This window comes from Pseudomonas sp. JC1203, assembly GCF_056175065.1.
The window spans coordinates 10,884-24,616 of sequence record NZ_JBWCAM010000003.1; the positions used below are offsets into that span (position 1 = coordinate 10,884).

The 13,733-nt window shown below is 66.3% G+C and carries 12 protein-coding genes and 1 pseudogene; 5 read left to right on the forward strand and 8 right to left on the reverse strand.

Annotated features, from left to right (window positions below; genetic code table 11):
* Positions 1-62: 62 nt before the first annotated feature.
* Positions 63-1,016 carry a LysR family transcriptional regulator gene (locus tag AC0SZ7_RS05420; protein ID WP_475503407.1) on the reverse strand — a complete coding sequence of 318 codons (954 nt, stop codon included), beginning with the start codon at positions 1,014-1,016 and terminating at the stop codon, positions 63-65.
* Positions 1,017-1,123: 107 nt separating this feature from the next.
* On the opposite strand from AC0SZ7_RS05420, the gene AC0SZ7_RS05425 reads away from it, so the two are divergent.
* On the forward strand, positions 1,124-2,353 hold the full coding sequence (locus AC0SZ7_RS05425; protein ID WP_475503408.1) for an MFS transporter: 1,230 nt from the start codon (positions 1,124-1,126) through the stop codon (positions 2,351-2,353).
* Positions 2,354-2,396: 43 nt separating this feature from the next.
* Here the strand turns inward: AC0SZ7_RS05425 and AC0SZ7_RS05430 are convergent, their stop codons facing one another.
* Positions 2,397-3,260, reverse strand: coding sequence for a methyl-accepting chemotaxis protein (locus AC0SZ7_RS05430; protein ID WP_475503781.1), 864 nt, complete (start codon positions 3,258-3,260; stop codon positions 2,397-2,399).
* Positions 3,252-4,208, reverse strand: a pseudogene (locus AC0SZ7_RS05435) (MCP four helix bundle domain-containing protein); the annotation flags it as partial. The gene AC0SZ7_RS05430 and the pseudogene AC0SZ7_RS05435, both read right to left, overlap by 9 nt.
* A gap of 49 nt (positions 4,209-4,257) precedes the next feature.
* On the opposite strand from AC0SZ7_RS05435, the gene AC0SZ7_RS05440 reads away from it, so the two are divergent.
* On the forward strand, positions 4,258-5,838 hold the full coding sequence (locus tag AC0SZ7_RS05440; RefSeq protein WP_475503409.1) for an aldehyde dehydrogenase (NADP(+)): 1,581 nt from the start codon (positions 4,258-4,260) through the stop codon (positions 5,836-5,838).
* A 148-nt stretch (positions 5,839-5,986) separates the two neighbouring features.
* Here AC0SZ7_RS05440 and AC0SZ7_RS05445 read toward each other — a convergent pair whose 3' ends face one another.
* From AC0SZ7_RS05445 to AC0SZ7_RS05460, 4 genes are read right to left on the reverse strand one after another with little or no spacing between them, the layout of a single operon-like run.
* On the reverse strand, positions 5,987-6,769 hold the full coding sequence (locus AC0SZ7_RS05445) for a sugar phosphate isomerase/epimerase family protein (protein WP_475503782.1): 783 nt from the start codon (positions 6,767-6,769) through the stop codon (positions 5,987-5,989).
* Complete coding sequence (locus AC0SZ7_RS05450) at positions 6,766-7,506, reverse strand: SDR family NAD(P)-dependent oxidoreductase (RefSeq protein WP_475503410.1); 741 nt, start codon at positions 7,504-7,506, stop codon at positions 6,766-6,768. Before AC0SZ7_RS05450 ends, AC0SZ7_RS05445 begins: the two co-directional genes overlap by 4 nt.
* Positions 7,507-7,519: 13 nt before the next feature.
* Positions 7,520-8,848 carry an MFS transporter gene (locus AC0SZ7_RS05455; protein WP_475503411.1) on the reverse strand — a complete coding sequence of 443 codons (1,329 nt, stop codon included), beginning with the start codon at positions 8,846-8,848 and terminating at the stop codon, positions 7,520-7,522.
* Positions 8,849-8,900: 52 nt separating this feature from the next.
* Complete coding sequence (locus tag AC0SZ7_RS05460) at positions 8,901-9,728, reverse strand: amidohydrolase family protein (protein ID WP_475503412.1); 828 nt, start codon at positions 9,726-9,728, stop codon at positions 8,901-8,903.
* A gap of 98 nt (positions 9,729-9,826) precedes the next feature.
* Here AC0SZ7_RS05460 and AC0SZ7_RS05465 point away from each other — a divergent pair, with 98 nt between their 5' ends.
* The 3 genes from AC0SZ7_RS05465 (at position 9,827) to AC0SZ7_RS05475 (ending at position 13,271) form a co-directional block, all read left to right on the forward strand.
* Positions 9,827-10,780, forward strand: coding sequence for a LysR family transcriptional regulator (locus AC0SZ7_RS05465; RefSeq protein WP_475503413.1), 954 nt, complete (start codon positions 9,827-9,829; stop codon positions 10,778-10,780).
* A gap of 67 nt (positions 10,781-10,847) precedes the next feature.
* The gene (locus AC0SZ7_RS05470) at positions 10,848-12,251 is read left to right on the forward strand and encodes a DUF2252 domain-containing protein (RefSeq protein WP_475503414.1); all 1,404 of its coding nucleotides are present in this window, start codon (positions 10,848-10,850) and stop codon (positions 12,249-12,251) included.
* 72 nt (positions 12,252-12,323) lie between these two features.
* Complete coding sequence (locus AC0SZ7_RS05475; protein ID WP_475503415.1) at positions 12,324-13,271, forward strand: aldo/keto reductase; 948 nt, start codon at positions 12,324-12,326, stop codon at positions 13,269-13,271.
* Here AC0SZ7_RS05475 and AC0SZ7_RS05480 read toward each other — a convergent pair.
* On the reverse strand, positions 13,268-13,684 hold the full coding sequence (locus AC0SZ7_RS05480; protein WP_475503416.1) for a response regulator: 417 nt from the start codon (positions 13,682-13,684) through the stop codon (positions 13,268-13,270). The two genes, AC0SZ7_RS05475 and AC0SZ7_RS05480, sit on opposite strands and share 4 nt — an antisense overlap.
* Positions 13,685-13,733: the final 49 nt, after the last annotated feature.

Here is a 13,733-nt window from a genome sequence, read left to right on the forward strand (position 1 = left end):
GGTGGTTGCTGGGCAACGGGTCCCGGTCGTGGGAGCGGGCTTGCCAGCGAGCTGTTGAGGCCCTAGAAGCTCGCTGGCAAGCCAGCTCCCACAAGCGGTGTAACACCCGCCGGCGTCAGGCGCCCGCCCAAGTAGTCCAGCAGCACGCTCACCTTGGGCAGGCTTTCACGGCTCTTCAGCCACACAAGGTTCATCGGCTGACCGGCGGTGGCCAGGTCCGGCAGCACCTCCACCAGCGCCCCGCTCGCCACATGCTGCCCCGCCAGCCAGGTCGGCAATTGGGCGATGCCCAGGCCCGCCAGCGCCGCCATCACCTCGCCTTCGCCATCACCCACGGCAATGTGCGGGTGCATGATGCGCCGCTCCATCTCGCCCGGTTGGCGGCCCTTGAAATACCACGGCCCCACCAGCCCGTCGTTCTGGCCATAACCCACGCAGTGGTGGTGCTCCAGGTCATCGGCCGTCTGCGGCACGCCGTGGCGCGCAAGGTAGGCGGGCGCGGCGCAGAAGATCATGCGCTGGGCGCCAATGTAGCGGTGCCCCAGCGCGGCCGGCCAGGCGTCCGCGCCGCCAATGCGCACGACAATGTCGATGCCGTCCTGCACCGGGTCGACGAAGCGGTCGGAGAACGACACATGGGGCAGCAGCCGCGGGTGCTGCTTGACGAAATCGAGGATCAGCGGCAGCACGTGCAGGCGCCCGTAAGAGGCCGGCAGGTCGATGCGCAGGTGCCCGTAGGGCTCGCCCTGCTCGGCGCTAAGCGCCAGTTCCACTTGTTCCAGGTCGCAGAGCACGGCCGTGCAGGTGCGGTAGAACGTCTGCCCGGCCTCGGTCAGCGCCATGCGCCGGGTGGTGCGGTTGAATAACCGCGCGCCCAGCCGCGCTTCCAGGCGCGCCACGCTTTTGCTGACCGCCGAGATGCTCAGGTTCAAACGCTCGGAAGCGGCGGTGAAGCTGCCCAGATCCGCCACGCTGACGAACACGTCGATGCCCTTGAGCCGTTCGGAAGAAAACATCGCCGCTCCATTGTTGAACTCAGTTCAATACAGTTGGTAAAAAATGGCCAAAATAGCCAACCAATTCTCCAATAGGCTACGGCAAAACCTTTCTGGAGTTAAGCGTCATGCAGTCCTCACCCGTGGCCCACGCCACGCCGTCCGCCCATTCGGGCATGCAAATCCTGATCATGACCGTGGCGGCGTTCATCATCGTCACCACCGAGTTCCTGATCGTCGGCCTGCTGCCCGCCCTGGCCCGCGACCTCGACGTGTCCATCGCCCTCGCCGGGCAGTTGGTCACCCTGTTCGCCTTCACCGTGATGCTGTTCGGGCCACTGCTTACCGCGCGCCTGGCGCAGGTGGAACGCAAGCGCCTGTTCACGGTGATTCTGTTGGTGTTTGCCGCCTCCAACGTGCTGGCCGCCGTGGCCAGCAACATCTGGATCATGGCCCTGGCGCGCTTCATTCCGGCGTTGGGCCTGCCGGTGTTCTGGGGCACCGCCAGTGAGACCGCCGGGCAACTGGCCGGCCCGGGCAAGGCTGGCAAGGCCGTGTCCAAGGTGTACATGGGCATCTCCGCAGCGCTGGTATTCGGCGTGCCGCTGGGCACCGTGGCTGCCGACACCCTGGGCTGGCGCGGCACCTTCTGGGTGCTGGCCGCCGTGTCGCTGGTCATCGCCGCGCTGATGCACCTGGCCATGCCTACCCTGCCCACCTCGCCAAAGGCGGCCGCAGGCGAAAAGCAGACCGCCATCCTGCGCCAACCGCGCTTCCTGGCCCACGTGCTGCTGTCGGTGCTGACCTTCACCGCCATGTTCACCGCCTACACCTACCTGGCGGATATCCTTGAACGCCTGGCCCAGGTGCCGGCCAGCCAGGTTGGCTGGTGGCTGATGGGCTTTGGCGCGGTGGGCATGCTCGGCAACCACTGGGGCGGCCAACTGGTGGACCGCAAGCCGCTGGGCGCCATGGTGCTGTTCCTGGTGGTGATGGCCGCCGGCATGCTTGCCGTGGTGCCGGCCGCGCAGCACCACGCCTGGCTGGTGGTGGCGCTGATCGCCTGGGGCATCGGCTACACCGCGCTGTTCCCGGTGTGCCAGGTGCGCGTCATGCAGGCCGGCGCTCGCGCCCAGGCGCTGGCGGCCTCGCTGAATATTTCGGCGGCCAATGCCGGTATCGGCCTGGGGGCTATCGTCGGCGGCTTGGGTATTCGCCACCTGGGGTTGGAGACGCTGGGCTGGGTGGCGACGCTGATTGCCGGGCTGGCGCTGGCAGTGGCGCTGCTGATGATCGGGCGCCGCGCCGCGGTTGGGAAGCCCGACAGCGAAGCGCTGGTGGGCGCTGCGCAGCACTGAGTGTCGATGGCCCCCGCTTCCAGGCGGCGGGGGCCTGCGGCCGTTAAAAGCGGAAGCGCGACACCAACCCATCGAGGTTACCCGCCAACTGCGCCAAATCCCGGGTGGCCTCGCGCGACTGCTGCGCACCGTCCGCTGCCCGGCTGGCGAAATCGCGAATGTTCAGCAGATTGCTGTCCACCTCCCGCGCTACCTGCGCCTGCTCTTCGGTAGCGCTGGCGATCACCAGGTTGCGCTCCATGATCTGTTCCATGGCCTGGGTGATGCCCTGCAACGCCTGCGCCGCGCCGTCGGCGATGCCCAACGTGGCATCGGCACGCTGGGCGCTGGTGTGCATGGCCTGCAGCGCCAGGTCGGAACCGCTGCGCATGCCCTGCACCATGGTTTCGATCTCCAGGGTCGACTGCTGGGTACGGTGCGCCAGGGCCCGCACCTCATCGGCGACCACGGCAAAACCACGCCCCGACTCGCCCGCGCGCGCCGCTTCAATGGCGGCGTTCAGGGCCAGCAGGTTGGTCTGCCCGGCGATGGCGCCGATCACGTCCAGCACCGTGCCGATGGCCTGCGAGCGTTCGGCCAGCGCACTGACCTGGCTGGCGGTGGCCTGCAGGTCGCTGCGCAGCTGCTCGATACTGGCGCGGGTGTCGGCGACCTTGCCCTGGCCCTGCCGCGCCACTTCGTTGCAATCGCGGGTGGAGTCGGAGGTAGACACCGCATGGCTGGCCACCTCGTCCACCGCCGCGCTCAGTTCGGTGACCGCAGTGGCGGCCATGTTCACTTCCTCGCTTTGCCGGTGCATGCCGTCGCTGCCCGCCTCGGACGCCTGGCGCAAGGCATGCAGCGACGATGACAGGGCGCTGGAACTGGTGGAGATCTCGCCCAGGGTCTGGCGCAATTGCTGCTGCATGGCCGCCAGTGCAGTCAGCAGGCGCCCGGCCTCGTCGCTGCCGTCGGCCTTGATGGGCTGGCTGAGGTCGCCCTCGGCAATGCGTTCGGCGGCGGCCAGGGCGGCGTTCAGTGGGGTGACGATGCTGCGGGTCAGTATCAGCGCCAGGCCGATAGTGGCCAGCGCCGCCAGGCCGATGAACACCAGGATCACCGTGCGCGAACGCTCATATTGCTCGGCCGAACCCTGGGTTTCCTTGCCGATACCAGCGCTGTAGTAGTCGCCCAGTTCATTGAGCTGGCTGCCGGAGTCGTCCACCAACGGCTTCATGTCCACCAGCAGCAACTTCAGCAAACCGGCCTTGTCGCCCTGCCCGGCCAGCACGAAGGAACGCTGCAGGGCGTCGTTGTAGCCTTTGAGCGACTGCTCGAAGCGGGCAAAAATCTCCTGCTCTTTTGGCGTGTTCACCCGCGGCCGGTAGCCTTGCAGTTTCGCCTGCAGGTCGTTGAGACGGGTGTCCATCTGGCTGCGGTAGCTGGTGATGCTGGCGGGGTCGGTGTCCAGGGCCATGCGCAGGGAAATGGTGCGAATGCGCAGCATGATCTCGCGGATATCGCTCACCGCCCGCAGGCTGGGCACCCAGTCGTTTTCGGTGGCCACCTGGCCCTGGCGAATGTTGGACATCTGCCCCAGGGCGAAAAAACCGAGCAGCGCCACTAGGGCGGCGATCAGGGAAAAGCCGGTCAAGGCGCGGGGGGCGACACCGATGTTTCTTATTAGCATGAACGAATCCCGAGGCAGGTAAGTGATAGCCAAGTGACAGCCAATGGCCCAATCCTGCCTAGTTATCGTACCTCGACACCTTTTCTGTAGCCGGCAATTAAAATAATTGTCCGACAGGATGGGCTGTGCACCCGCAGGCGGGAGATTGCACAACCGCTTTTGCAGTTGTACGATGTCCGTCAACATCAAGCCGTTAGTGCTTTCTCAGAACAATCTGAAGAACCAGGAGATCACGATGTCCACCCTTCTCGGCCACAACTTCATTGCCGGCAGCCGCAGCGCCCAGGGCAGCAAGCGCCTGCAGAGCCTGGACGCCACCACCGGCGAGGCCCTGCCCTTCGAATTCACCCAGGCCACCGAGGCCGAAGTCAACGCCGCCTGCCTGGCCGCTGAAAGCGCCTTTGGCGAGTTCCGCCATTTGAGCCCGGCCCGCCGCGCCGAATTCCTCGACGCCATTGCCGATGAGATCGACGCCCTGGGCGACGACTTCGTGGCCATTGTCTGCCGCGAGACCGCCCTGCCCGCCGGCCGTATCCAGGGTGAGCGCGGCCGCACCAGCGGGCAGATGCGCCTGTTCGCCAAAGTGCTGCGCCGCGGCGACTTCCTCGGCGCGCGCATCGACCTGGCCCTGCCGGACCGCAAGCCGCTGCCGCGCGTGGACCTGCGCCAATACCGCATTGGCGTAGGCCCGGTAGCGGTGTTCGGCGCCAGCAACTTCCCGCTGGCCTTCAGCACCGCCGGTGGCGACACCGCCGCCGCGCTGGCTTCGGGTTGCCCGGTGGTGTTCAAGGCCCACAGCGGCCACATGGCCACCGCCGACCAGGTGGGCTGCGCGATTATCCGCGCTGCGGAGAAAACCGGCATGCCCAAGGGCGTGTTCAACATGATCTTCGGCGGCGGTGTTGGCGAGTGGCTGGTCAAGCACCCGGCCATCCAGGCCGTGGGTTTCACCGGTTCGCTGAGCGGCGGCAACGCCCTGTGCAAAATGGCCGCCGAGCGCCCGCAACCCATCCCGGTATTCGCCGAGATGTCGAGCATCAACCCGGTGGTGCTGCTGCCTGAAGCCCTGGCCAGCCGCGGTGACTCCGTGGCCAAGGACCTGGCTGCCTCGGTGGTCATGGGCTGCGGCCAGTTCTGCACCAACCCAGGCCTGGTGATCGGCGTCAGCTCGCCGGCCTTCACCGCGTTCCTTGGCCAGCTGCAAGCGCAGATGGCCGCCCAGGCCCCGCAAACCATGCTCAACGCCGGCGGCCTGCGCAGCTACAGCCAGGGCCTTGAGCACCTGCTGGCGCACCCGGGCGTCACCCACCTGGCCGGTGAAGCGCAGTCGGGCAACCAGGCGCGGCCACAGCTGTTCAAGGCCGACGTGGCGCTGCTGCTGGAAGGTGATGAGCTGCTGCAGGAAGAAGTGTTCGGGCCGGCCACCATCGTCATCGAAGCCAAGGACGATGCGCAGTTGAAAGCAGCCTTGCAGGGCCTGCGCGGCCAACTGACGGCCACGCTGATCGGCGAGCCCGCAGACCTGGTTGCCTACCAAGGGCTGGTGCCACTGCTGGAGCAAAAAGTGGGGCGTATCCTGGTCAACGGCTACCCTACCGGCGTGGAAGTGTGCGAAGCCATGGTGCACGGCGGCCCGTACCCGGCCACCTCCGACTCGCGCGGCACGTCGGTGGGCACCCTGGCCATCGACCGCTTCCTGCGCCCGGTGTGCTACCAGAACTACCCGCAGGAGCTGCTGCCTGAAGCCTTGCGCAACAGCAACCCGCTGGGCATCAAGCGCCTGGTGAATGGCGAGTGGAGCGACGCCGCGCTGTAATGCAAAAACCCCCGTAGCAGCTGCCGAAGGCTGCGTCCCCTATGCACGCGTAAAATCGCGGTGCCGGTGACGCGGCCTTCGGCCGCTGCTACAGGGGTCCTGCGTCTTGCATGCGTGGCGGCGGCCATGACGCGGCCTGCGGCCGCTGCTACGGGGCTCGCAATTGCACCGCGCTTCGGTAAGCCAGCGCCAATCGGGGTTCGCTTGCCAACGCCCCATAGGGCATTTCCACGCTCACCTGCACATCCCTCGGCAACGCTGCCAGCAACCCGGCCAGCGGCAATTGCCCCTGCCCCGGCGGCAAGCGCCCTTCCCTTGCTTCAGTGATGATCAGCTCATCAGGCGGCGCCAACAACGGCGCGTCGCACAGTTGCACCGCACGCAGCCAGCGCGGGTCGACATCGGCCAGCATCGCCAGCGTTCCACCACTGCGAAACAGATGCAGCGCATCCACCAGGATGCCGCCGTTGGCCTGCCCTGCCCCTTGCACAATCTGCCGCGCCTGGGCCAGGTTGCCCACCGCGCGCCAGCGCATGAACTCCAGGTCCACCCGCAGGCCGAAATCCACGGCCAGTTCGCACAGGTGCGCGTAGTGGTCGGTCAGGCGCGAAAACTGCGGGTCGTCGCCAGACACCGTCAGGCTCAGCGCACCCAGCTCGGCGCCGGCTTCCAGCAACGGCAGGCACGCCGCCACGTCAACGTCGGGCGTCAGTTCGACGAATTCGATATCGCTCACGGCCATGCTTTCGGCGTCCAGCACCCCCTTCAAGTCCCTGCGCGCAGCAGCGTCCAGCGGGTAGCACACGCCACCGGCCGTGGCCGGGTGCAGGCGCAGGCCCACGGCAGAAAAACCAGCCCCCGCGGCCTGGCGAACCAGGTCGGCGGGGGCCAGTTGCAGCGCGGTCAGGTGAGCCACGCCAAGGGCCATCAGTAAGTGGCCCTGCCGCCGCTGAGGTCGAACACAAAGCCCGTGGTGAAGCTGCACTCGGGGCCGGCGATCCAGGTCACCATGTTGGCGATTTCCTCGATCTGCAGGAAGCGCCCCATGGGGATCTTGGCCTTGCTGGCGGCGATGTGCTCGGGGGTCATTTCGGCCATCAGGCCGGTTTCCACCATGGCCGGCGCAATGCAGTTAAGCAGCACGCCGTCCTGGGCCAGTTCCTTGGCCGCCGACTTGGTGAAGGCGATGACCCCGGCCTTGGCCGCCGAATACGCCGAGATGTACTGCACGCCATCCTTGCCGGCCATGGAGGCAACGTTGACGATGCGCCCGTACTTGCGTTCACGCATGTGCGGGATGGCGGTGCGGCAGCAATAGAACACCCCGGTCAGGTCGATGGCCAGCACCTGGTCCCAGGCCTCCACCGGGTAGTTCCAGCTTTCCACCACAGGGCCGTTGATGCCGGCGTTGTTGACCAGGATGTCGACCCGGCCCAGTTGCGCCACCACCTCGGCGAACGCAGCTTCCACCGATTCCAGCGAAGCGACGTTCACCGACTGGCGCAGGGCCGGGGTGAAGCCGTTGGCCGTGGCGTCCCAGTTGTCGACGTTAAGGTCCCAGATGACGATAGTGGCGCCCGCCTGGCGCAGACGCTTGGCGATGCCCAGGCCGATGCCGCGCATGCCGCCGGTGATGATGGCCGTCTGGCCTTCCAGGTGTTGACTCATGAAAACGCTCCTTTCAAAGGTTCGGGTGGTCGGGCAGACGCTTGAGGTCTTGCACCATGAAGAGGTAGCAGGCGGCGCCGAACAGCGTCACCAGGGAAATAAAGGCCATGGCCCAGACGAACGAGCCGGTCAGGGTGACGATGATGCCGATCACCAGCGGAATGACGATGCCGGCGGCGTTGGCGAACAGGTTGAACAGGCCGCCGCTCAGGCCGATCAGGCCCTTGGGGGCGATGTCGGAGACGATCATCCAGGCCAGCGACGACATGCCCTGGGCGAAATAGGCCACGCACAGGATGGCGATGACCAGGGCGTCGGAGTCCACGTAGTTGGCCAGCACGATCACCGAGGCCATCAGCAGGCCGGTGATCACCGGCAGCTTGCGCGCCACGTTCAGCGAGATGCCGCGGCGCAGCATGGCGTCAGACAACCAGCCACCGAACAGCGTGCCCACCGAAGCGGCAATGAACGGCAGCACTGCCACCCAGCCCACTTTCAGCCACGGCATGTGGCGCTCGGTGACCAGGTAGGTGGGGAACCAGGTAAGGAAGAACACGTTGGTGGAGTTGCAGGCGAACTGGCCCAGGCAAATGCCCAGCATGTTGCGTTGCTTGAGCAGCGCCGGAATCTGCGACCAGGCGAACCGCGTGGCCTTCTGGCTGCCGTCCACCACGCCCCCGCCCTCGGCGATGTAATCCAGCTCGGCCTGGTTGGCCTGGGTGGACTCATGGGGTTCGTGGAATTTGCGCCACCACACCAGCCCGTAGAGGATGCCCACCGCGCCCACGGCCATCAGCATGAACCGCCAGCCGTAGGCGTGCAGCACCCAGAACAACAAGGGCGTGAGGAACGCCAGGCCGCAGTACTCGGCCAGGGTGTAGATACTGGTGGCCCGCGCCCGCTCGCTCTGCGGGAACCAGATGGCGACCACGCGGCTGTTGGTGGGGAAGCACGGCGCCTCGGTGGCACCGATCATCAGGCGGATGCCCAGCAGCGAGGCGAAGCCGGTGGCCAGGCCCTGCAGGCCGGTGAACAGCGACCACAAGGTCAGCGCCAGCCAGTAGGTGAGCTTGGTGCCCAGGCGGTCCAGCAGGATGCCACCGGGGATCTGCGCGGCCGCGTAGGTCCAGGAGAAGGCCGAGAAAATCAGGCCCATCATGGCCGCGTTCAACCCCAGGTCGGCGCTGATGCTGGGCGCGGCGATGCCCATCACGCTGCGGTCCAGGTAGTTGATCAGGGTGCCACCGGAAATCAGCCCAAGGATCATGAAGCGGGTGCGGGTGCGCGCGGCCACCGCCGGCGCGGCGTACGCGGGAAGTTCGAGTTTGCTGTCGATGCTCATGGGGTTTACCTCTTGTTATTGTGTGTGCACAGGCATCCTTGCAACGGGCAAATCAGCGGAAGCCGAACAGGCGCCGCGGTGTATCCCACATCACTGTGCGGCGCACGGCCGCGTTGGGCATGAACTGCTCGGCCAGCTTCAGCAGCGGGCCGTAGTCAACGCGCTGCTGCATGCGCAGGAACGGCCAGTCCGAACCCCACACGCAGTTGTCGGCGCCGAAGGTTTCCAGCAGCGCCTGCACATAGCCCAGGGTGTCCTCGAACACCGTGTCCATGGGCGCGAATTTCTGCATGCCGGAGATCTTCACCGTGGCCCGACCACGCTCGGCCAGGCGCAGCAGCGCCTGGAAGCCGGGTTGGTACAGGCCCTGGTCAATGTCGGGGCGGCCGCAGTGGTCGATCAGCAGGCGCACATCGCTCTGGTCGATCATTTCCAGCAATTGGACCAGTTGGTCGCCCACGGTCTGGATCTGCGCGAACAGGCCCAGTTCCGCCAGCTTGGGCAGCAACGCCTCGGCGCCGGCCATTACCGTCAGGCCCTCGGTGGCCGGGTTGAAGGCCACGCCCACCACGCCCTTGGCCTGGTAGGCGGCCAGGGCTTCCAGGCTGATGTCATGGTCGACCACCACCACACCCTTGTAGCGCCCCTGCCCTGCGGCCAGCGCCGACAGCAGCAGGCGGTTGTCGCCGCGGTAGCCGCTGGTGGGCTGCACCAGCAGCGCGTGCTGCACGCCATAGGCGTCCAGCACCCGGTCGAACTGGTTGAGGGTGCCGATCTCCTGCCCGGCGGGGCGGTAAATGGTGTTGGCCAGGTAGGGGAAATTGGCCGGGTCGAACAAGTGGTTGTGACAGTCGATCTTGGGTTCGTCGAAGATGCTCATGGCGCGGCCTGACCGGGTGGAAGTTGGCGCCAGACTACAAAAATCCCCCCGGGATGGCTCATACTCAGATGGCGCAAACCATAACCAAAGGTTAAGACATGCCCCTGCTCCCTGCCGAAGCCCCTGAACCGGGGAACATGGCCTTCAAGCTGCGCCACATGGAAGTGTTCCGTGCGGTGATGCTTACCGGCTCCATCAGCGGCGCGGCGAAGATGCTCTACGTCTCGCAGCCGGCGGTGAGCAAGCTCATCGCCTACATCGAGAGCCGCCTGACGCTGCGCCTGTTCGACCGCGTCAACAACCGCCTGGTGCCCACCAGCGAGGCCCAGGCGCTGTACCGCGAAGTGGAGCGCGTGTACCAGGCGGCGCTGTGGGTGAACGAATGCGCGCAGTCGCTGGCCACCACGCCGAACCGCCAGTTGCGGGTGTGCTGCAGCGCCTCGCTGTCCACCGTGGTGCTGCCCCACGCCCTGGCCGAACTGAAGCGCCAGGTGCCAGCCATGCACATTGAATGGCGCACCATTCTGATGAGCGAAATGCCGGTGCAGATCCTCGGCAAGAAAGTCGACCTGTCGATTTCGGCGCTGCCGGTGGTGCACGACCACCTGTACTCGTTGCCGTTCATGCGCGGGCGCATGGTGTGCGTGCTGCCGCCAGGGCATGCGCTGGAGAGCCAACCGGTGATCGACATGGCGCACCTGGCCCGCGAGCCACTGTTGCTGTTCCGCCCCGACATCCCGTTCGGCAAGCTGATCAGCGACGCCATCGAGCGCAGCGGCGTGGCGCTGAACTCGTTCCTGGACTTCACCAATGCCCCCGAGGCGGTGGCGCTGGTGAAGCAAGGGCTGGGGGTGACCATCATCGATGAGTTCGTGGCCCAGGACAGCGGGCTGGTGGTGAAGCCGCTGGCTGAAGAGATCGGCTTTGATATCAGCTTCGTGTTCTCGCGCTTCGACCCGCTGCCCGAGGCAGCCCGGCGCATGATGCAGGTGCTGCTGGACCAGGCGCAGCGCCTGGGGCGCCAGATCCCCGGCTTCAACTGGCCCGCCTGACGCCCACATTTTCATGTGGGCGGCCGCTGCTACACTGCCCCGGGTCTGCCAAGGAAGCCAACGCCCCATGCCTACCCCCCGCGAAAACCCCGGCAAGGCTGCGCGCAAGCTCTGCCCGCGCAGCAGCCATGCCCATCCCGGCAACCTCGACCGCGACCCATTGGCCTTGATCGAGGCATCCAGCAAGGGGCGGGTGAAATCCCTGGTGGCGCTGCGCTACGGGCGCATGCTGGTGTCGCCCTTCACCTTCTACCGCGGCAGCGCACTGCTGCAGGCCCACGACCTGGCCGGCACGCCGAACATGGGCGCCAGCATCCCGCTGTGCGGGGACGCGCACCTGATGAACTTCGGCGGCTTCGCCACCCCCGAGCGCAACCTGGTGTTCGGCCTCAACGACTTCGACGAAGCCCACCCCGGCCCGTGGGAATGGGACCTGAAACGCCTGGTGGCGAGCTTCCTGATTGCCGCCCGCGACCTGCGCCACAGCACCACCATCGAGGAGCAGGTGTGCCGCGAGGTGGTCAACGCCTACCAGGCCACCCTGGTGCTGTGCGCCGAGCAAGGGGTGCTGAACACCTGGTACGGGCAAATCAGCTACAAAGACCTGCTGGGCCAGGCGCAAACCAGCAACACCCTTGAACACGTGCGCCAGGCCATGACCAAGGCGCAGCGCCGCACCCACGCCGAGCTGCTGCCGAAAATCGTCGACCGCGACGACCAGGGCCGCATGACCATCCGCGACGACCTGCCGGAAATTTTCCACCTGCACAAGGACACCTCGCTGCTCGACAGCAACGACGACTGGCTCAACGTGCGCCGCTGGCAGCCGCTGTACAAGGCGCTGATGAGTGATTACCGCATGACCCTGCAGGCCGACCGCCGCGAACTGCTGTCGCGCTTCGAGGTGCATGACCTGGCGTTCAAGGTGGTGGGCGTGGGCAGCGTCGGCACCCGCTGCCTGGTGGCGCTGCTCACCGATGAACTGCAGCACCCGCTGTTCCTGCAGTTCAAGGAGGCGCGGCGCTCGGTGCTGGCCGACTACGTCAAGGCCCGCTCGCCCTTCAAGCACAACGGCCAGCGCGTGGTCGAGGGCCAGCGCCTGATGCAGTCGGCCAGCGACCTGTTCCTGGGCTGGACCACCGGCCCTACCGGCCGCCACTTCTACGTGCGCCAGTTGCGCGACATGAAGGTGTCGGCCGAGCTGGAAACCTTCGACGACGAAACCCTGGTGGCCTACGCGCGCATCTGCGGCCGCGCCCTGGCCCGCGCCCACGCCAAGGCCAGTGGCGAGGCGGCATTGATCAGCGGCTACATCGGCAGCGGCGAGCAGATGGCCGATGCGCTGTACGCTTATGCCCAGGCCTATGCCGCCCAGAACGAAAAAGACTATCAGCGCTTCCAGCAGGCCTGCCGGGGCGGCCAGCTGCAGGCGCGCACCGAAGCGGACTTCACGGCCGACCGCATGCCCTGATTTTCATCCAGGCGCGCAGGGTTTTATGCTTGACTCCAAGGGTTTCGTTCATTTCATTGCTGGAGCAACGACATGCAACTGCGACACTTGGGTAACACGGGCATCGACATCGCGCCGCTGGTGTTTGGCGGCAACGTGCTGGGCTGGACCGCTGACGAGGCCACCAGCCTGGCCATCCTCGACGCCTTCATCGACCAGGGCTTCAACGCCATCGACACCGCCGACGTCTACTCGGCCTGGGTACCCGGCCACCAGGGCGGGGAATCAGAAGCCTTGTTGGGCAAGTGGTTTGCCAGCCGGCCCGGCCTGCGCGACAAGGTGGCGCTGTTCACCAAGGTCGGCATGCGCATGGGCAGCGATGAGCGGCAGGGCCTGAAGGCGAAGTGGATTGTGCAGGCGGTGGAAGACTCGTTGCGCCGGCTGAACACCGACCGCATCGACCTGTACTTCTCGCACCAGTTCGACGCCAGCACACCGGCCGAAGAAACGCTTGGGGCGTACGCCAGCCTGCTGGATGCCGGGAAGATCCGCGCCATCGGCGCCTCCAACTTCAACGCCGGCCAACTGGCGGCCAGCCTGGCCACCGCGCGTGCCCACGACCTGCCCAGCTACCAAGTGCTGCAGCCCGAGTACAACCTCTACGACCGCGGCAGTTTCGAAGGTGAATTGCGCGACTTGTGCATTGCCGAGCACATCGGCGTGGTCACCTACTACAGCCTGGCCTCGGGCTTCCTGACCGGCAAATACCGCAGCAAGGCGGACTTGGGCAAAAGCGTACGGGGTGGGCGTATCGACAAATACCTGGACGCCCGCGGGCTGGCACTGCTCAAGACCCTGGACAGCGTCGCCGAAGCCCACCAGGCGCAACCTGGCGAAGTGGCCCTCGCGTGGCTGATTGCCCGCCAAGGCGTGACCGCGCCCATTGCCAGCGCCACCAGCGTGGCGCAGGTCGAGAGCTTCGGGCGGGCGGCGCGGCTGGCGCTCAGCGCGCAGGAACTGGCGCAGCTGAGCGCCGCTTAATGCGGCGTACGGGCGTGGGCGTGGTGCAGGGCGTCTTCCACGCCCTGCAGCATCTGGCCGATGGTCCAGGGCTTGCGCAGGAAGGCCACTTCACACTTCACCCCGGATGACTCCGGGGTTTCGTGGCCCGACATGATCAATATCGGCATCTGCGGCCAGTGGTCGTGCACCAGGTTCGACAAGTCAGCGCCATTGAGCTTGCCCGGCATCAGGATATCAGTCAGCAGCAGGCCCACCTCGGGCGCGCGCTGCTCAAGGAAGGGCACGGCGGCATCGGCCGTCTCGAACTCGACGGTCTGGTACCCCTCTTCCTTAAGAATTTCGCAGACGAACTCGCGGATGATCACCTCATCCTCCACCACCACGACCAGGGGGTGAGCGAGTTCGTTGCGTTCCATCGTGACTGAATTCATGACTATCTTTTCCTGATCTGGGCTCAAGCGTGCGCCGCGTGTACAACGT